The sequence below is a fragment of the Brevundimonas sp. KH_025 genome, from assembly GCF_057839885.1.
The window spans coordinates 1024082-1042766 of record NZ_CM174501.1 but is presented as its reverse complement, the minus strand read 5'-3'; the positions used below and the strand labels follow the sequence as shown (position 1 = coordinate 1042766).

Genomic DNA, 18685 nt, shown 5'->3' with positions numbered 1-18685 from the left:
TGGATTTACTTCAGCGTGTCCAGGCGTCCGCGCAGCATCTGCACCATGGCGGAGAAGTCCTTGCCGCCGTAGCCGAGGCCGTTGAACAGGGCGTAGAGGGCCTCGGCCTGAGCGCCCAGCGGCGTCGTCGCGCCGGCCTTGGCGGCGGCGTCCTGGGCCAGTTTCAGGTCTTTCAGCATCATGGCGGTGGCGAAGCCGCCTTCGTAGTCGCGGTTCGAAGGCGCGGTCGGGACCGGGCCGGCCCAGGGGTAGTAGTTGCTGACGCTCCAGCACTGGCCCGAGGACTTGGACGCGATCTCGAAGAAGCGTTCCGGCTCCAGACCCAGCTTCTCGGCCAGGGCGATGGCCTCGCAGGTGCCGACCATCGAAATGCCCAGCAGCATGTTGTTGCAGATCTTGGCCGCCTGACCCGCGCCGTGGTCGCCGGCGCGGATGGTGATGCGGCTCATGGGATCCAGCGCCGGTTCGACGCGGGCGAAGTCGGCCTCGTCGCAGCCAACCATGAAGGCCAGGGTGCCGGCGTCGGCGGCGGCGGTGCCGCCCGAGACGGGGGCGTCGGCGAAGGCGTAGCCGGCGTCCTTGGCCAGGGCCGCGACCTTGCGCGCCGTCTCCACGTCGATGGTCGAGCAGTCCAGCAGCAGGGCGCTGGACGGCGCGGCGCCGATGATCTGTTCGGAATAGACGCCCAGCACGTGCGGCCCGGCGGGCAGCATGGTGATGACGATCTCGGCGTCCTTCACCGCCTCGGCGACCGAGGCGACCGTGCGGCATCCGGCCTCGGCGGCGCGTTCCAGCGCGGCGGGCGACAGGTCGAAGGCGGCGACGTCATGCCCGGCCTTGGCCTGATTGGCGGCCATGCCGCCGCCCATGTTGCCGAGACCGATGAAGGCGATGCGAGTCATCTGAGCGTTTCCCTTATGGATTTTGGGGCAGGGTTAGCCCCTCCCCGGCCGCTTCGCCAGTCACCTGTTCGACAGTTTCAGCTCAGGCGGGTTTTCTGAACCGCAGCATGAACTGGCTGGTGCGACCGCGAATGGACGGGTCGAAGACATTGGCGGTCAGCGGGTCGTCGGTGCGAACCAGAAGATCGCTCGAGCCCTCCAGCACAAAGCCCGCCGCCTCGACCTCACGCTTGACCTGTTCCACGTCGATGCGATGCAGGGTTTCAGGCGCGTACGGCCCTGCCCCCGACGCCGCGGCATGGTCGACGACGACATAGAGGCCGCCAGGCTTCAGCGCCCGATACGCCGCCGCGTTGACCCGCGCCGCCGTGTCCTCGGCGAAGGCCTTCAGGTGCAGGTCGTGGTAGTTCTGGGCCGTGAAGATCAGGTCCAGGCCCTCGGGCCAGTCCGGCGCGCCGATGGGCGAGCTGATGGCGTCGGCGTTGCTCAGGGAAGCGGCGGCGGCCAGGGCCTCGCCATAGCTGGCCTGGAAGCCGATGAACTCCACCGGCTGCCAGGCCGTGACGTGGCCCTCGGGTCCGACGGCGGCCGAGAACAGGCGGGTGAAGTAGCCGCCGCCGATGATCATATCGCCGATCTGCTGCCCTGGCTTCACCTCGGCGAAGGCCAGGGTTTCGGCGGCGTGACGGGCCTCGTCGCGCGCCACGTCCGCCGCCGTGCGGATCGGGCTGGCCAGCGCGGCCTCATAGACCTCGGCGGGGGTCAGGGGGGCGGCCGGCTTGCGGAAGCGATAGACGAACTGGTCGGTCTTGCCGCGAATGGCCTCGTCAAAGACGTTCAGGCTGTGGTCGTCGGCGGGGTTGGCGACGGCTGCGGTCTCGCCGTCGAAGACGAAACCGGCGGCCTCGACCTCCTTGCGCAGCTGCGCGCCCTCGATGCGGTGCAGGGTCTCGACGGCGGTGTTGCCGGCGCCGGGCGCGGCCTGGTGGTCGATGACCACGAACAGGCCGCCGGGCTTCAGCGCCTTGAAGATGTCGGCGTTCATCTTGCTCACGTCCACGCCGAAACGGGGGATGTGGAAGTCGTGGTATTCCTGGCTCATGAAGACCACGTCCAGCGGCTGATCGAAGGTCATGGCGTCCAGGTCGCCGTTGACGCGGCTGACGTTGGGATAGGCGGCGACCAGGGCGTCGGCGCGCGGGTTTTCACGCTCGGCGGTCTTGTTGGGCACGAAGGCGTAGACGTGGCCGTCCTCGCCCACCACCCGCGCGAACAGGCGGGTGAAATAGCCCGCGCCGGGGCGAATGTCGGCGACGCGCTGGCCCGGCTGAAGCTGGGCGAAGGCCAGGATCTCGGCCGGGTGGCGCAGCGGATCGCGCGCGACCTCCTCGGCGGGACGCAGGGGGTCGGCGACGGCGCCTTGCACCAGCTCAGCAGGCGGGGCGGTCTGGGCTAGAACCGGCGAAGCGGCGACGAGCAGCAGGGCCGACAGGGCGGCGGCGAGAAGGCGGGACTTCATGGGGCGACCTCCGGGAAACCTGGGCCGCATAAGGCGCGCACCCGGAACGGCTGGCAAGCCGTCCCGGGTCACGGAAATCAGCCCGCCATCATCGACGGCGACTGCTTCTCTTTCAGCGTGACTAGTTCCTCGGCCATGGTCGGGTGGACGGCGCAGGTGGCGTCCCACTGGGCCTTGGTCAGGCCGGCCTTCACGGCGATGGCGGCCAGTTGGATCATCTCCGGGCTTTCCGGGCCGACGATGTGGACGCCGACGACGCGCTGGCTGTCGGCGTCGACCACCAGCTTCATCAGCACCCGCTCGTCCGAGCCGGTGAAGGCGTACTTCATCGGCCGGAACCGGGTCACATAGACGTCCACCCCACCGGCACAGGCGCGGCGGGCCTCATGCTCGGTCAGGCCGACGACGCCGACCGGCGGCTGGCTGAAGACGGCGGTGGCGACGGCTTCGTAGTCGAAATGCTGCGGGTTGTTCTTGTAGACCGTCTCGTGGAAGGCGACGGCCTCGCGGATGGCGACCGGGGTCAGGTTCATCCGGTCGGTCACGTCGCCGATGGCCCAGATGTTGTCGGCCGAGGTCTTCGAGAAGGGATCGACGGCGATGGCGCCCTCGTCGTTCAGCTCGACGCCCGCGTTCTCCAGCCCCAGTCCCTTGACGTAGGGGACGCGGCCGGTGGCGAACATGACCACGTCGGTTTCCAGCGTCATGCCGTTGCCCAGGTGGTTGACCAGGCCGTTGTCTGTCTTCTCGATCGACGTGTGCTGGCAGCCCAGGATGACCTTGATGCCGCGCTTCTCGATCTCGCCCGCCAGATGGGCGCGCACATCGTCGTCGAAGCCGCGCAGGATGTTCGGGCCGCGATAGATCAGGGTCGTCTCGACCCCGAGGCCGGCGAAGATGCCCGCGAACTCGACCGCGATATAGCCGCCGCCCGCGATCAGGATGCGCTTGGGCAGTTCCGGCAGGTGGAAGGCTTCTTCCGAAGTGATGGCGTGTTCGACGCCCGGCAGGTCCTCGGGCTTCCACGGACGGCCGCCGGTGGCGATCAGGATCTTCTCGGCGGTGAAGGTCTGGTTCTTGCCGACGATTTCGACGGTATGGGCGTCCTTCATCACGGCCCGGCCGTGGACCAGATCAACGCCCGCCTTGCCCAGGTTGGCGGCGTAGATGCCCGACAGGCGAGCGATCTCGACGTCCTTGGCCTGCAGGAAGGTCGGCCAGTCGAACTTGGCGTTGTCGAACGACCAGCCGTAGCCCTCGGCTATCTCCAGCGCGTGGCTGACCTCGGAGGCCATGACCATGAACTTCTTCGGCACGCAGCCGCGAATGACGCAGGTGCCGCCAACCCGATACTCCTCGGCCACGGCCACCTTCTTGCCGCCGAGCGCGGTCAGGCGCGCCGCGCGCACCCCGCCGGAGCCGGCGCCGATGACGAAGAGGTCGTAGTCGTACTGGGTCATGAAATGCTCCGCGCCGCAGACCCACAGGCGCTGCATGCGTTTGTAAAGATGTCGTGCCGTGTTTCACCGCCAAGGCACGTGCGCTGTCCAGTTAGGCGGGGCGCAGGCGACAGACAAGACGCGGAGGCCTCTCGAACACGAGACGGCGATTTGACTTTACCCATCCCGCACCTACGGTGAGATAACGCCGATTGATCGACGGAGTCCGCCATGATCGCTTTCGCCCTCGCCGCCCTGCTTGCCGCGACTCCGGTCCAGAACGCGCCTTCCGTAGCTTCGCCCGCAGCCGATCAGGACGCCCCGGTCCGGCTTGAAGACCTGGAGGTCACGGGCCGCTCGCTGAATTCAACGATCCAGAACTTTGTCGGCTCGGTCGCGGCGCCCAACGCCAACCGGGGCCTGGCGCGCTGGCGGAACGCCGTGTGCGTGGGCGCGGTCAACCTGCAACCGGACGCCGGCCGCTATCTGGTCGACAGGGTGTCGGCGACCGCGCTTGATATCGGCCTGACCCCCGGCGCGCCCGGTTGCACGCCGAACCTGCTGATCCTCGTCACCGACGACGCTGCCGGCCTTTCGCAGGTTCTGGCGCGACAGCATCGACGCGCCTTGCGGATGGGCGGCGGCGGCATGGACCGGGGTCAGACGGCCCTCGATGAGTTCCAGACCTCGGATCGCCCCGTGCGCTGGTGGCAGGTCAGCCTGCCCGTTGACGGCCAGACCGGCGAACGCGCCACCCGCCTGTCAGGAGAATGCCGCGGAGCCTGCGGCGCCGACCAGCCGAAATCGGAACCCGGCGAAGGCGGCTCCAGCTTCCTGTTCGCCCCCAACATCGGCGTCTTCGCCGCTTCGCGACTGAACACCCAGATCGTCGACGACATCATCAAGACCTTCGTGGTCGTCGATGTGAACCAGTTGGACGGCGTCAACGCCGACCAACTGGCCGACTACATCGCCATGATCGCCTTCGCCCAGATCAACCCCAAGGCGGACACCAGCGGCTACGCCTCCATTCTCAATGTCTTCGAGTCTCCTGACGAGACGGCCGGCCTGACCGAATGGGACAAGGCCTATCTGAAGGGACTCTACGGGACCGAGCGCACGCGCAAGAACCTGGCCACCGGCCGGCTCGAGGTCGTCGCCTCCATCGAGCGAACCCACCAACGGCTGCGCGACACATCGGCCGATCAGCCCTGAATGTCCTGAGGAGATAGCCAGCCATGATCGCCGCCCTCGCCCTGTCCGCCACGCTCGCCTCCGTCTCGCCCCAGACCCCGCCGCTGCCCGCGCCGCAGCCTCAGGTCGCAACGGCGCCCGTCGACGCTCAGGAATCGGTTCGGCTCGAGGACATCGAGGTTTCCGGCCGCCCGCTGGAATCCCTGATCCGATCCTTCGTCGATGAGGTGGCCGCGCCGAACTCCGGACGGGGGGTGGCGCGCTGGCGGGACAGGCTCTGCGTGGGAACCGCCAACCTGCGCCCCGAAGCCGCCCACTACATTGTCGATCGCGTGTCCACGGTCGCCGAAGACCTCGGCCTTTCCCCCGAAGGACCAGGCTGCCAGCCCCACGTCATCATCATCGCCACCGACGACGGCGCCGCCATGGCCCGCACCCTGGTCCAGGAAAGAGGGCGCGCCTTCCGCATGGGCGGCGGCGGCATGGATCGCGGCGGCGTGGCCTTGCGCGACTTCCTGGAGACGCCGCGCCCCGTCCGATGGTGGCAACTGAGCATGCCCGTCGACGCCGAGAACGGGCAGATGGCGACTCGCATCCCGGGCCAGTGCGCCGCGCCTTGCGACAAGCCAACCGACTATGCGCCGATCCTGGACGTCTTCGCGGCATCGCGGCTGTCCACCCAGGTCGTGGACGACATCTTCCGCGCGGTCGTGATCGTAGACGTGGACGAGCTTGGCCAGGTCAACCTGACCCAGCTGGCGGACTACATCGCCATGGTGACTCTGGCCCAGATCCTGCCGAACGCCGACACGAGCGCCTATGCGTCCATCCTCAACCTGTTCGACGCCCCCGGTAGCGCCGACGGCCTGACGGAATGGGACAAGGCCTATCTGACCGGCCTCTATGACACGGTCCGGACCCGCAAGAATCCCGCCGCCGGCCGTTCAGAGGTCGTCGCCTCCATCGGCCGAACGCACGAGCGCCTTCAGGACCAAGCCGGCGACAATCCCGCCGACGACGAAGACTAGCGCGCGATCAGCCCTACTCAGGGCTGCATCGTCTCGAACCCGTCATCCGTGCCGATGATGGCCAGGTCGGTCAGGTCGAGGAAGAGGCCGTGCTCGACCACGCCGGTCAGGCTCTTGAGGTCGGCGGCGAGGCGGGCGGGGTCCGCGATCAGCTTGCAGGCGGCGTCGTAGATCAGGTTGCCGCCGTCGGTGCGGATCAGGCCGCGGTCGGCCTGACGCACGCGGGCGGGCGACGCAATGTCGTGGTCGGCCAGGACGTCGGCGATGCGGTTGGCGGTCGTCTTGTGGCCGAAGGCGACGACCTCGATCGGTAGGGGGAAGGTCCCCAGCACCGGAACCACCTTGGCCGCGTCGGCGATGCAGATGCAGCGTTCCGACGCCTCCCACACCAGCTTCTCGCGCAGCAGGGCCGCGCCGCCGCCCTTGATGAGGGCCAGGCCCGGGCCGATCTCGTCGGCGCCGTCGACGGTCAGGTCGATGCGCGGCGTGTCCTCCAGCGTCGACAGGGTCAGGCCCAGTTCGCGCGCCAGATCGGCGGTGCGCTCTGACGTCGGCACGCAGCGCAGGTCCGGCAGGTTGCGCGCCGCCAGCGCCTTGACGAACCAGGCGGCGGTGGAGCCGGTGCCGAGCCCGACGACCATGCCGGCCTCGACATAGGCAGCGGCGGCTTCGCCGGCGTTCTTCTTCTGCAGGTCGCTCATTTGGATTTCGCTGCCTTCTTCGCGCGCATGGTTTCGATGAAGCGGGCGGCCCAGCCCGGCTTAGTCGTCTGTTCGGCGCGGCCCAGCGCCAGATCGCCGGGCGCGACGTCCTTGGTCACCACCGAGCCGGAGCCGACCATGGCGCCCGCGCCGATGGTCACGGGGGCGACCAGCGAGGAGTTCGAGCCGACGAAGGCCCCCTCGCCCACCGTGGTGCGGTGTTTGAAGAAGCCGTCGTAGTTACAGAAGATGGTGCCGGCGCCGATGTTGGCCTTGGCGCCCACATGGCCGTCGCCGAGATAGGCCAGGTGGTTGGCCTTGGCCCCCGCGTCCATGCGGACGTTCTTGACCTCGACGAAGTTGCCGATCTTGACGCCCTCGCCCAGGTCCGCGCCGGGGCGCAGGCGGGCGTAGGGGCCGACTTCGGCGCCGCTGGCGACCCTGGCGCCTTCGATATGGCTGAAGCTGCGGATGCGCGCGCCCTCGGCGACGCGGGCGCCGGGGCCGAAGACGACGAAGGGCTCGATGGTCGTGCCGGCGCCGATGTCCGTGTCCCAGGCGAAGTGGACGGTGTCGGGGGCCGACATGGTCACGCCCTGCGCCAGGAAGTGCTCGCGTTGGGTCTGCTGGAATAGGGCCTCGGCCTGGGCCAGTTCGGACTGGGCGTTGACGCCCATGACGGAGTCCTCGGCGGCGAAGACGGCGCGGGTCGGGGCGCCACGCTTGCGGGCCAGCTCGACCACATCGGTCAGATAGTATTCGCCCTTGGCGTTGTCGTTCTTCACCTGGGCCAGCAGGTCGAACAGCAGGCCGACCGGCGCGGCCATGACGCCGGAGTTGCAGGCGGTGATCGCCAGGACCTCGGGCGAGGCCTCCTTGGCCTCCGTGATGGCCAGCAGGTCGTCGCCTTGCAGGATCAGTCGGCCGTAGGCGCCGGGGTCGCGGGCCTCGAAACCGATGACGGTGACGCCCTCATGCACGCCTTGGTGGGCGTCGGCGAAGACCGGCTCGATGTCGGCGGCCTTCAGCAGCGGCACGTCGCCATAGGTCACGACCACATGGCCGATGAAGTCGCCCAGCACGGCCTCGGCGGCGCGCACGGCGTGGCCGGTGCCCAGCGGCGGGTCCTGAACGGCGATGGAGTCCTCGCCCAGACGCTTTTCGACATGGGCGCGAACTTCCGGCGAGTGCGAACCGACCACCACCACGATGCGTTCACAGCCCAGGGCCTCGGCGGCGTCGATGGCGTGGTCCAGCATGGCGCGCTGGCCTACCGGGTGCAGCACCTTGGGCAGCGGCGACTTCATCCGCGTGCCTTGGCCTGCGGCGAGGATGATGGCGGCGCGAGGATGTGGTGCGGTCATGAATCGATCCGGCGGCTTGTCGTCCTGCGCGATCTAGCCCATTGCCGGGGTCTGCGCGAGCCAGGAGACAAGAGTGACCATTGAACGCGATCTGGAAGGCTGGACCATCGCCTTCGACCTGGACGGCACTCTGGTGGACTCGGCGCCCGACCTGATCGGCACGCTGAACCGGATGCTGGTGCAGTATGAGTTGCCGCCGGTTCCCATGTCCTCGGCCCGGCATCTGGTCGGGCATGGGGCTATGGCCCTGCTGCGTCACGGCTTCATGGAGGCGGGCGCCGCCTGGGACGAGGCCCACGCGCCCGGCCTGTTCGAGCGCTTCATCGAGGACTACCTGGCCCACATCGCCGACGAGAGCCGCCCGTTCGACGGCGTGGTCCCGGCGCTGGAGCGGCTGGCCGCCCGCGGCGCCATCCTGTGCGTCGCCACCAACAAGCGCACCGACCTGTCGGTCGCCCTGATCGAGGCGCTGGACCTGACCAGGCACTTCGCCTTCATCGCCGGGCCGGACGCGGTCTCGGCCCGCAAGCCCAGCGGCGCGCATATTCATGAGGCGGTGCAGAAGGCGGGCGGCGATCCCATCCGCTGCGTCATGGTCGGCGACAGCACCACCGACACCAAGGCGGCCAGGGACGCGGGCGTGGCCTGCATCGTCGTCGGCTTCGGCTACAACGACGTGCCGCGCGAGGAGCTGGGCGGGGACGTGGTGATCGACCACTACGACGGGTTCGAGGCGGCGCTGGCCGAGGTGATGCCCTAGGCCCTCCACTGCCCCTCTATCGCTCATCCCGGCGAAGGCCGGGATCCAGATGCCGAACGCTGTAAGCGGCTAGCCAAGGCGGGATTGCGCCAGCGGGTTCTGACGCCGCGCCATACAATCTGGATCCCGGCCTTCGCCGGGATGAGCGGATCTGGGATGGCGCAGAAAATCTAAACGATCCGACAGAACTTCTACGCCCCATCTGCGCCCGCCCCGGTTGCCGTCACGCGAGCATGCAAACACATAGACCGACCGCTCCTCCCCAAAGGTCGTCATGCTTCGTCGCTTCTTCGCTATCCCGCTCTGGCAGCGCACCGCCGCCGGTTTCGCCCTGGGCATCATCGCCGGCCTGATCCTGCGCGAGCAGGCGACGGTCTGGCTGCAGCCGATCGGCGACGTCTATCTGAACCTGATCCGCATGGTGGTGGCGCCCCTGGTGCTGTTCACCATCGCCAGCTCCATCGCCAAGCTGGGCGAAGGGGTCGGGGCGGTGCGGCTGGGGGTGCGGACCCTGGTCTGGTTCGCCGTCACCTCGCTGCTGGCGGTGCTGGTCGGCTTCGCCTTCGGGCATCTGATCAATCCGGGCGTCGGCCTGTCCGACCTGCCGCTGGGCGAGGTGAAGGAACGGGTCATTCCGACGCCGCTGGAAGTTCTGCTGAGCATTGTTCCGAGGAACCCCTTCGCCTCTCTGGCCGAGGGCAAGGTGCTGCAGATCATCTTCTTCTCGGCCCTGCTGGGCGCGGCCCTGGTGGCGCTGGGCGACCGGGCGCAGACCGCGCGACGGCTGGTGGACGAAGGCGCGGCCCTGATCTTCCGCATCACCCGCTGGGTGATCCAGCTGACGCCCTTCGGCGTGTTCGGCCTGATCGGCTCGGTCGTCGGCGGCTATGGCTGGGAGGCGCTGCTGCCGCTGGGCAAGTTCATCTTCGCCATCTACGCGGCCTGCCTGTTCCATATCCTGATCGTCTATTCGGGCCTGCTGAAGCTGCACGGGCTGAAGATCAGCGGCTTCTTCCGCGGGGCCTTCGCGGCCCAGCAGACAGCCTTCGCCACCTCGTCGTCGCTGGGAACCCTGCCCATCACCCTGCGTCAGACGGTCGAACGCCTGGGCGTGCCCCAGGCCTACGCCGCCTTCGCCGTGCCGCTGGGGGCCAATGTGAAGATGGACGGCTGCGGCGCCATCTATCCGGCCATCGCCTCGATCTTCATCGCCCAGTATTTCAGCATCGACCTAAGCCTGACCCAGTACGTCCTGATCGGCCTGACGGCGGTTCTGGGGTCGCTGGGAACGGCGGGCGTCCCCGGCACCAGCATCGTCATGCTGACCCTGACCCTGTCGACGGCGGGCCTGCCGCTGGAAGGCATCGGCTATATCGTCGCCATCGACCGGATCATCGACATGATGCGCACCGCCACCAACGTCACCGGCCAGATGCTGGTCCCCGTCCTGGTCGCCAAGGAGGAAGGCATCCTGAACGAGGACATCTACAACGGTCACGTCGCCTGGCTGCCGGGCGATCCCGAGGCGGAAACGCCGGAAGGGGTCCGCGCCGCCGGTATTTGATCAAAGAGGCTTGCCGTCGTCGGAATCGCGGGCTACATCGCGCCTCCCGACGGCCCAAGCCTTTCCGATTTGGCCGTTCTGCGCTGGACGCGTAGCTCAGCGGGAGAGCACCTCGTTCACACCGAGGGGGTCACAGGTTCAATCCCTGTCGCGTCCACCATCCTTTCTTCGATAAATAAGCCGAACGGCCGAGTGTCCGCGCCCTGGACATCGCCCCGATTTCGCATTGCCGCAGCGCCCTGCTCTCAGCCGCCTCATGGGCGATGACGTTGATGACTGTCATGTCCGGCGCTCGGACCCGTCACCCCGAGATCGCCTGATGCACGGCGGCTCTCCGGACTGCGGTCCGCCCCGGAGCCAAGCAGGAAGGTTCGGAACGGACCGCTAACCCCGAGTAGCCCCCAAGGTCGGCCAGGCAATAACGCGAGTCGGCGAACGCCGCCTAGCCAATTAACTCGCCCCCAGGTTCCGCCATCAAGGCCGCTTTGGCGCATCGGATCAGGCGCAGCTCGACGGGGTTGGACCAAGGAAACCCCAAGGCCGATCACCGGCATGGCGTCGGTCGATCGCCGTCATTGATCGCCTTTGAGGTTATTGCGGTTGATTCTGATAATCGTTCGCAGTAATTGCGCAGCCCTCTCCAACCGGGGCCGTAACCATGCGCTCGTTTCTGATGTTCTCCGCCGGGCTGACCGCCCTTTCGGCCGCCGCCTTCCCCGCCTTCGCCGAAGAAGTCGTCGATCTCCAGAAGGCCGTGCCGGTCGCGCCGGTCACGGTGGTCGGCACCCGCACCCAGCGCCGCGTGGACGACGTGCCCGCCACCGTCAGCGTCATCACCGCCGAGACCATTGAGAACAACCTGGTCACGGACATCAAGGACCTGATCCGGTTCGAGCCGGGCGTCAGCGTCCCGACCAGCCCCGCCCGCTTCTCGGCCGCCCTGTCGGGCGCCGGGCGCGACGGCGCCTCGGGCTTCACGATCCGGGGCATGGGCGGCAACCGGGTGCTGATCATCCAGGACGGCGTGCGCGTGCCCGACGGCTTCGCCTTCGGCGCCCAGAACGTCGGTCGCGCGGGCTACAACGACCTGGATCTGATCAAGTCGGTCGAGATCCTGCGCGGCCCGGCCTCGGCCCTTTACGGGTCGGACGGCGTCGCCGGCGCGGTCAGCTTCACCTCCAAGGACCCGGCCGACTTCATCGACAGCGGCCGCAGCTTCGGCGCCCGCGCGCGGGTGGGCTACAACTCGTCAGACGACGGCTGGACCGAAGGTCTGGCGCTGGCGGGCCGCGCCGGCTCGCTGTCCGGGCTGCTGGCCTACACGCGTCGCGACGCCCATGAGACCGAGAACATGGCCGAGGTCGGCGGCGCCGGCTCGGCCCGCACCCAGCCCAACCCGCAGGAATTCGCCTCCAACGCCATCCTGGGCAAACTGGTCTGGGACGCGAACGACAACCACACCGTCCGCCTGACCTATGACCATTTCGATCAGGAAATGGATGGCGAGGCGCTGAGCAGCTACTCGGCCACGGTCATCGGCCTGACCGCCCACGACGAGACCCAGCGCGACCGCGTCAGCCTGGACTGGCGTTTCAACGACGTCTTCGGTCTGGATGACGGTTCGGTCGCCGCCTACTGGCAGGACGCCACGACGCGCCAGTTCACCTATGAGGACCGGACGCCCGCAGCGGACCGCACCCGCGACGTCACCTTCGACAACGGCCTGTGGGGCCTGGCGGCGCAGGGGTCCAAGACCTTCGGCGGCGAGGCGGTCCAGCATCGCGTCACCGCCGGCGCCGACTGGTCGCGCACGACGCAGGAAGGCATCCGCGGCGGCACCCTGCCCCCGATGGGCGAGACCTTCCCCATCCGCCCCTTCCCCAAGACCGAGTACGACCTGGCCGGCCTGTTCATCCAGGACGAGATCGAGCTGATGGGCGGCCGCCTCAGCATCATTCCGGCCCTGCGCTACGACTGGTACGAGCTGACGCCCAAGGCCGACGCCCTGTATCCCGTCGTGGCCAAGGGTCAGAGCGACAGCCACCTGTCGCCCAAGATCGGCGTCATGTTCTGGGCCGACGACCACTTCGGCCTCTTCGCCAACTACGCCCAGGGCTTCAAGGCGCCCTCGCCGATGCAGGTGAACAACTTCTTCGCCAACCCGGTGTTCGGCTATGAGTCCATTCCCAACCCGGACCTGACGCCCGAGACCAGCGAGAGCATCGAGGCGGGCGTGCGCTTCCGCAATCTGGAGGCGTTCGGCGGCGCCTTGTCGCTGTCGACCACCGCCTTCCACACCGACTACCAGGACTTCATCACCCAGGTGGTGGTGCGCGGGACCGGCGTGCCGGGCGTCGATCCCGTGATCTATCAATACGTCAACCTGACGGACGTGAAGATCTGGGGCCTGGAAGCGCGCGGCGACATCCATTGGGACAACGGTTTCTCGGCCATCGTCGCCGCCTCGTTCGCCGACGGCGATCAGGAGACGAACGGCGCGCGTGGCAAGCTGACCAGCGTCGATCCGGTCAAGGTGGTCGGCGGCCTGAACTACGCCTCTCCCTCGGGCGTCTGGGGCGGATCGGCCACAGTCACCTGGTCGGACAAGAAGGACCGCGCCGGCTGCGGCGGCGGTAACTGCTGGCAGGGCGAGGAGTTCGCCATCCTGGACCTGACCGCCTTCTGGAACGTGACGGAGAAGGCCACCCTGCGGGCCGGGGTCTTCAACGCTCTCGACGAGACCTATGCCTGGTGGAGCGACGTGCGCGGCCTGTCGCGCGGCGGCACGGTCACGGCGCCGACCGACCCGGCCACCCTGCCCGCCTTCACCCAGCCCGGCCGCAATTTCGGCGTCTCCGTCAACCTCCGCTACTGAGGCCCAGGCCCGGAAATGCGAACGAATTTCACCAAGGAAAACCCCATGCGCGCCATGCTTTTCGCCGCCGCCTTGCTGGTCGGCGCCGCCCCCGCGGCCCTCGCCGCCGCCCAGACGCCCGCCCAGACGCCTGCCCAAACGCCTGCCTTGACCGCCACGGCGCCCGCCAGCGCGTTCGAGCGGGACCGTCAGTCCATCCTGGCCCAGGCCGGCCAGTACCGCGTCCACTTCGACATGCGCGAGAACGTCAGCTTCAACGCCGACTACGACCCGATGGAGGGCAAGCTGTCGGGCGGCAGCGAGATCGTGCGTGTCGTCCATGACAAGGGCGACCGCATCAGCCTGCAGCACATCCTGGTCATGGAGCACGACGGCAAGGCCATCGTCATCAAGCACTGGCGTCAGGACTGGGTCTATCAGCCGGAAACGGTCCTGACCTACGCCGGCCCGAACCAGTGGACGCTGACGCCGGTTTCCGCCGAGCAACGCGCGGGCGCCTGGTCGCAGACGGTGTGGCAGACGGACGACTCGCCCCGTTACGGCGGCTTGGGCCGCTGGACCTACGTCAACGGCCTGTCGGCCTGGACCTCGGCCCCGACCTGGCGGCCGCTGGCGCGCCGCGACGCGGTGCTGAACCCGATCTACGACCGCTATCTGGGCACCAACCGCCACATCCTGACCCCGAACGGCTGGGTGCATATCCAGGACAATATGAAGATGTCGGGCAAGGCCGGCGGCGAGCCGATCGCCATCGTCCAGGAAGACGTGGTCAACACCTACGACCGCTCGACCAGCTACTCGCCCAAGGCCGGCGACGACTACTGGGCGGCGACGCAAGGCTACTGGGCTGCCGTTCGCGACGCCTGGGACGCGGCCATCGCCCGCGGCAACGGCGTCCACGTCGAGGAAGAGGCCCAGACGGGCGTCGTCACCGGCCCGCCGCTGATGGATCTGGCTCAGAAGATCCAGGACGGCGAGATCACGACCCAGGCCGCCGTCGACCAGGCGCGCGCCACGATCGAGACCGCGACCAAGCCCTGACGCCGGTCGCCAGCCGAACGCCAGGATCGGCTCTGCCTAACTGAAACCGCGCGCGCCGCTTCTCGATCATGGCGGCGCGCGCGGCCTGGCCGATCCTGGCGCCGTCGGCGGCCCTAGTCGCCGTATCCCAGAGGACTGACCGTCACACGCAGGCCGATGGTGCGCGGCCGAAGCGGCGTGGTCATCAAGGCTTCAGGCAGACGGAAGGGATCGCCGAAAGCGAACGTATTAGCCTGTGTGTTCAGGGGGTTGGTCACAAAGGCCTCAGCGCGCCAACGCGCCGCCTCAAGCCCGACAGAGAAACGCGCCGTGGCGTAGTCGCCCATTCGATGCCGCCCCTCCCTATCAAAGGTCAGCCGGGACGGTCCCACATAGGCCACCCATCCGTCCGCCATCAGGTTCAGTCGATCCGTCAGCGGGCGTCGCCAGTTGACGTTGACGTTGGCGGATACGGACGGAACGCCGGGAAGACCTGCATCGCCCTTGGCCGTAAAGGCGTCCTCGTCCCGTCGAACCAGACGGGGCCGGGCCAGGATCGCATTGGTGCGGATCTCAAGGCTGTCGAGGGGCCGCCAGTTCGCCTCGACCTCCACGCCGAGGTTGGCGCCGTCGCCGACGTTGACGGCGTACGACAAGCCGCTGGGCAGGAACTGATCGCTCTGAAGGTCGCGCCAATCGGCGTAGAACATGGCCACGCGCATCTGCGCCTGTCCGTCCAGCAGGCTTCCCTTGGCCCCGATCTCGTAGTTCCACAGGGAATCGCCGCGATAATGTCGCGCGGGGGACGAAAGCGTTTCTGAAAACAGCGAGCCGATCGGGCCGGCGGTGTTGAAACCTCCTGCACGATGTCCCTGACTGATCGCGCCATAGCCGCGCCAGTCGTCGTTGACGCGCCAGTCGACGGCCACGCGCGGTGAAAAGCCGCTGTCGCGTCCCTTGCCCTGGAACGGCCGCTCATGGACGCCCTGCGCCACGCGCGACGCCGCCTCATAGTCGAAACTGTAGTAGCGCCCCCCCACGATCAAACTCGTGTCGGCGGTCATCTCGAAAATGACCTGACCGAACATCGCCGTCTCGGATTGGCGGTCGATGCGCCGCTCCCGGTAGATCCGACTTCGAACGGGTCGGAAGGCGCTGAGGTCCGCTTCGTAGTCTGTCGTGACGCGCGAAATGAACAGGCCTGCCAGCCAACGCAGCCTGCCGTTGCGCGGAGAAGCGTAGGATAGGTCGGTGATCGCGAGATCAATCATGCGGCGATCGTTCAGCGCGCCGATCCTCGCGTTCGAACCGAACAACGGCAGGGCCGACGAGGCGTCGTAGCGGCTGGTGAAATCGTGATCGACACGGGCCAGCGTCGCCTCGACCCGGCCCCAGTCGCCGCGCCCCTCGAGCCGCGCCTGCACCAGGCCAAAGACGTTGGAATGCGGCTCCCGCACCAGATTAGCGCGGCGACGCCCGCCCGCCAGACGATAGACGTAGTGGGTGTCTTCGCTGTCGATCCGCTGCTGCACCGTTCCGGCCGTCAGCTTCCATTCGGGAGACAGTTGCAGGCTCAGGGCCGCGCGCCCGCCGTGGCGTTCACCACTGTTCACCCGACGCAGATTCAGACTCTCGTCGTCGATGTAGCCGCCTGACTTCTCGCGATAGCCGACGACGCGAAGCGCTCCTGCGCCGGCCAGGACGGGAAGGTTGGCGACAAACGACAAGTCGCTGTTTACGCCGCCGCCCTGGGTGTCGGAATAGGCGGCCGACCCCATCAGGAACTCGCCCGCCGGATCCGGCGCTTCCGGCACGATCCGAAGCACGCCGCCGATCGGTCCCGTGCCGTAGAGGACGCCTTGAGGCCCTCGCAGCACCTCGACCCGGTTCACGTCCACGAGCTTCAGATCCGGATCGGGCGCCGTATAGGTCAAGGGCGTCCGGTTCAGATACAGGCCGACCGTCGACTGCGTCTGGCCGGTAAAGGCGCCGTCCGACATGCCTCGCAGCAGAATCTTGTTCCGCCCCGAACCCAGGTTGGTGACGGTCATCCCGGCCACCAGGGCGCTCAGGTCAAATGCGCCGGCGGCGCCTGACGCCGACAACTGCTCCCCCGACACGGAGGTCAGGGACATGGGCGCGGTTTGCGGCGATTCCGAACTGCGCCCGGCCGTGACGATGACATCGCTGAGACGGGCGATCTCCGCCTGGGTCGATGCATCTGAGGGGCGGCCTTGCTGCGGTTGTTGCGGCCTCGGCGCAGCGCGGAAGATCCCAGGGGCCCGGCGACGGATGATCACGGCGCCGTCGCGACGCAAGACATAGCTGCAATCGGCGGCCGCCAGAATGCGCCTCAGCGCCGTTTCAATATCCATCGCGCCGGTAAGGCTCGGCGCGTCGCCGCGGCAAACTGCGACATCCCCGCCCATGGACACGCGCCCCTGCACCGCCAGGTCCAACAAGGACTCGCGAACGCCCTGGGCGGGAATATTGGCGTGGAAGACACGCGACGGCCCCGCTGCGGCGGGCTGTGATGCAAGCGCCGTCGTCAGGCCGCCGACAAACGCCGCCACCGCGAGGCCGCGTCGCCGTGCCTGGACCAGAGGCGGGGTTCTAGCCTCGCTCACGCGACGTCAAACGCACTTCGGCTGAGTCCGACTGAACGTCTACGGGCATGAAATCACGGAGTTGATCCAGCATGGCCTTTTCATCAGCAATGCGAAGGGCGCCGGTGAATCGCAGCCCTTGCGCAGAGGCCGACACCTTAACCGGCTTGTCGAAATAACGCGACAGATCCCGGCCGACCTCATCAAGCGACGCCGCCCGATAAACCAGGACGCCGGATTTCCACGTCGCGACGGCAGCCGGATCGACAGCGTCAATCTGAGGCGCGGCGTCGTCTGCTTGCCTGATCCGGCCGCCAGCCGTCAGTCGGACGGGCGTCGAAACGGCACGGACCTTCACGGCCACAACCCCTCGTTCGACTCCGACCGAGAACGCGCCGTCGTGGCTGACCACATTGAACGCGGTCCCCAGCACGCGCACCTCGCGCCCGTCCGCCTCCACCACGAAAGGCCGGGCGGCGTCAGGGACGACCTCGAACGCGGCCTCGCCATCCCACATGACGACACGGCGACTTCCCGCCTCCAGGCGCACCCACATTTCGGAATGGCGGTTCAATTGCACGTGCGACCCGTCGGCCAGCCGAACCGCCAGAGGCTGGTCCTCGGCGCGGTAGACCTTGGCGGGATTGATCATCAACGGCCAAAGGCCGACCGCCAGCAGGGCTGCGGCGGCGATTCCTGCGGCGGGATACAGCCATCCACGTCGGCGGGCCGGGCGGCGGTTGTCGTTTGCAGCAGGAACCGGCGGCGCCATGCCCGCCGGCTCGATGTCATCCAGTTCGACCCACAGACGCTCCAGTTCGTCATAGGCGGCGCCGTGGGCCGGCGAAGCCGCGACCCAATCCGCAAATGCGCGCCAGTCGGCCGCGCTCGCCCTGTCGTCCCGCAGATGCGTGAACCAGCCCAGCGCGGCCTCTTCGACTTGTCTGTCGTTCGTCATTCTGCTGAACGCCTGTGCGACGCCCGATTCAGGGCCTGACAACAAGACGGCGCCAACCGGCCTCCGCCTCCAGAATATTCCGTTTCGACCATCCGCGCGCTCGACATCACGGCCGCGCCCTTTCCGCCAACATGCGCAGCGCCTGCATCATGTGCTTTTCGACCGAACTGCGCGAGATGCCTTCACGTTCGGCCACCTCAGCGTAGCTGAGGCCGTCGAACTTGTGCAGGTGAAACACGGCCCTCGTCTTCTCGGGAAGACCGTCAATCTTTTTGACGATAGCCTGCAGCCGCTGTCGCGCATCGACCTCCGCCTCGGCGGACGGCGCATCGTCGATGCTCACGTCCGAACCATAGACCGCAAGACGCCAGGCGCCGTCCCGCGCCGCCGCGCGCCGCGCCGACCGCCAGCGATCCATCATCAGGTTGGACGCCAGCCGATAGAGATAGGCGCGGGGGTCACGGATATCGTCCGTTCCAGAGGCGCGGGACGCCTTCAGATAGAGTTCCTGCAGGACGTCCTCGACATCCCCCTGCGCCCCCAGACGCACCGCGATGAAGCGGCCCAGTTCGCCGCGCATCTGCAGATAGGCGTCAATCAGCGTGAGGTCCGACGGGCTCAAACAGAATCTCCGCCGCCGCAGCGGCGCTTGGGGGTTCAGGCTGAACCCTAATCCGTCATGCCGCGAGGAAAGTCATGAGGCAAGACACGCACGGCGCCGTCTTTCACATGAGGGGCCGACAGAGCTCCGCCGT

General features: G+C 67.8%; 14 protein-coding genes and 1 tRNA gene. 7 read left to right on the top strand and 8 right to left on the bottom strand.

Annotated features, from left to right (window positions below; genetic code table 11):
* Nucleotides 1-5: 5 nt before the first annotated feature.
* From mmsB to gor, 3 genes are all read right to left on the bottom strand, one after another.
* A complete protein-coding gene (gene mmsB, locus AC3IS2_RS05240) occupies nt 6-902 on the bottom strand; it encodes a 3-hydroxyisobutyrate dehydrogenase (protein ID WP_489199594.1) in 897 nt (298 codons plus the stop codon).
* Between the two features lie 82 nt (nt 903-984).
* The gene (locus AC3IS2_RS05235) at nt 985-2421 is read right to left on the bottom strand and encodes a class I SAM-dependent methyltransferase (protein ID WP_489199593.1); all 1437 of its coding nucleotides are present in this window, start codon (nt 2419-2421) and stop codon (nt 985-987) included.
* Between the two features lie 77 nt (nt 2422-2498).
* A complete protein-coding gene (gene gor, locus AC3IS2_RS05230; protein WP_489199592.1) occupies nt 2499-3881 on the bottom strand; it encodes a glutathione-disulfide reductase in 1383 nt (460 codons plus the stop codon).
* A 210-nt stretch (nt 3882-4091) separates the two neighbouring features.
* Here gor and AC3IS2_RS05225 point away from each other — a divergent pair, with 210 nt between their 5' ends.
* A complete protein-coding gene (locus AC3IS2_RS05225) occupies nt 4092-5075 on the top strand; it encodes a hypothetical protein (RefSeq protein ID WP_489199591.1) in 984 nt (327 codons plus the stop codon).
* 23 nt (nt 5076-5098) lie between these two features.
* Complete coding sequence (locus AC3IS2_RS05220) at nt 5099-6082, top strand: hypothetical protein (protein ID WP_489199590.1); 984 nt, start codon at nt 5099-5101, stop codon at nt 6080-6082.
* A gap of 17 nt (nt 6083-6099) precedes the next feature.
* Here the strand turns inward: AC3IS2_RS05220 and rpiA are convergent, their stop codons facing one another.
* The gene (gene rpiA, locus AC3IS2_RS05215) at nt 6100-6783 is read right to left on the bottom strand and encodes a ribose-5-phosphate isomerase RpiA (RefSeq protein ID WP_489199589.1); all 684 of its coding nucleotides are present in this window, start codon (nt 6781-6783) and stop codon (nt 6100-6102) included.
* On the bottom strand, nt 6780-8147 hold the full coding sequence (gene glmU / locus AC3IS2_RS05210) for a bifunctional UDP-N-acetylglucosamine diphosphorylase/glucosamine-1-phosphate N-acetyltransferase GlmU (RefSeq protein ID WP_489199588.1): 1368 nt from the start codon (nt 8145-8147) through the stop codon (nt 6780-6782). The genes rpiA and glmU overlap by 4 nt, the downstream gene beginning before the upstream one ends.
* 73 nt (nt 8148-8220) lie before the next feature.
* On the opposite strand from glmU, the gene AC3IS2_RS05205 reads away from it, so the two are divergent.
* The 5 genes from AC3IS2_RS05205 (at nt 8221) to AC3IS2_RS05185 (ending at nt 14387) form a co-directional block, all read left to right on the top strand.
* Nucleotides 8221-8907 (top strand): HAD-IA family hydrolase, encoded by a 687-nt coding sequence (locus AC3IS2_RS05205; RefSeq protein WP_489199587.1) that lies wholly within the window; start codon nt 8221-8223, stop codon nt 8905-8907.
* A 274-nt stretch (nt 8908-9181) separates the two neighbouring features.
* Complete coding sequence (locus tag AC3IS2_RS05200) at nt 9182-10471, top strand: dicarboxylate/amino acid:cation symporter (protein WP_489199586.1); 1290 nt, start codon at nt 9182-9184, stop codon at nt 10469-10471.
* A gap of 85 nt (nt 10472-10556) precedes the next feature.
* Nucleotides 10557-10631 (top strand) — tRNA-Val (locus tag AC3IS2_RS05195).
* A 498-nt stretch (nt 10632-11129) separates the two neighbouring features.
* Entirely contained in the window at nt 11130-13346 is a 2217-nt protein-coding gene (locus AC3IS2_RS05190) for a TonB-dependent hemoglobin/transferrin/lactoferrin family receptor (protein WP_489199584.1), read from the top strand.
* 45 nt (nt 13347-13391) lie between these two features.
* Nucleotides 13392-14387: a DUF6607 family protein gene (locus AC3IS2_RS05185; protein ID WP_489199583.1), complete on the top strand. Its 996-nt coding sequence runs from the start codon at nt 13392-13394 to the stop codon at nt 14385-14387.
* A gap of 113 nt (nt 14388-14500) precedes the next feature.
* Here AC3IS2_RS05185 and AC3IS2_RS05180 read toward each other — a convergent pair whose 3' ends face one another.
* From AC3IS2_RS05180 to AC3IS2_RS05170, 3 genes are all read right to left on the bottom strand, one after another.
* Nucleotides 14501-16993 carry a TonB-dependent receptor gene (locus AC3IS2_RS05180; RefSeq protein ID WP_489199582.1) on the bottom strand — a complete coding sequence of 831 codons (2493 nt, stop codon included), beginning with the start codon at nt 16991-16993 and terminating at the stop codon, nt 14501-14503.
* Nucleotides 16980-17930, bottom strand: a complete 951-nt coding sequence (locus AC3IS2_RS05175) for a FecR family protein (RefSeq protein ID WP_489199581.1) — start codon at nt 17928-17930, stop codon at nt 16980-16982. The genes AC3IS2_RS05180 and AC3IS2_RS05175 overlap by 14 nt, the downstream gene beginning before the upstream one ends.
* A 106-nt stretch (nt 17931-18036) precedes the next feature.
* Nucleotides 18037-18552 carry an RNA polymerase sigma factor gene (locus AC3IS2_RS05170; RefSeq protein ID WP_489199580.1) on the bottom strand — a complete coding sequence of 172 codons (516 nt, stop codon included), beginning with the start codon at nt 18550-18552 and terminating at the stop codon, nt 18037-18039.
* Nucleotides 18553-18685 lie beyond the last annotated feature (133 nt).

Coding starts and splice junctions, on each gene's coding strand:
- mmsB (WP_489199594.1), bottom strand. CDS start 902: ATGACTCGCATCGCCTTCATCGGTCTCGGCAACATGGGCGGCGGCATG.
- AC3IS2_RS05235 (WP_489199593.1), bottom strand. CDS start 2,421: ATGAAGTCCCGCCTTCTCGCCGCCGCCCTGTCGGCCCTGCTGCTCGTC.
- gor (WP_489199592.1), bottom strand. CDS start 3,881: ATGACCCAGTACGACTACGACCTCTTCGTCATCGGCGCCGGCTCCGGC.
- AC3IS2_RS05225 (WP_489199591.1), top strand. CDS start 4,092: ATGATCGCTTTCGCCCTCGCCGCCCTGCTTGCCGCGACTCCGGTCCAG.
- AC3IS2_RS05220 (WP_489199590.1), top strand. CDS start 5,099: ATGATCGCCGCCCTCGCCCTGTCCGCCACGCTCGCCTCCGTCTCGCCC.
- rpiA (WP_489199589.1), bottom strand. CDS start 6,783: ATGAGCGACCTGCAGAAGAAGAACGCCGGCGAAGCCGCCGCTGCCTAT.
- glmU (WP_489199588.1), bottom strand. CDS start 8,147: ATGACCGCACCACATCCTCGCGCCGCCATCATCCTCGCCGCAGGCCAA.
- AC3IS2_RS05200 (WP_489199586.1), top strand. CDS start 9,182: ATGCTTCGTCGCTTCTTCGCTATCCCGCTCTGGCAGCGCACCGCCGCC.
- AC3IS2_RS05190 (WP_489199584.1), top strand. CDS start 11,130: ATGCGCTCGTTTCTGATGTTCTCCGCCGGGCTGACCGCCCTTTCGGCC.
- AC3IS2_RS05185 (WP_489199583.1), top strand. CDS start 13,392: ATGCGCGCCATGCTTTTCGCCGCCGCCTTGCTGGTCGGCGCCGCCCCC.
- AC3IS2_RS05175 (WP_489199581.1), bottom strand. CDS start 17,930: ATGACGAACGACAGACAAGTCGAAGAGGCCGCGCTGGGCTGGTTCACG.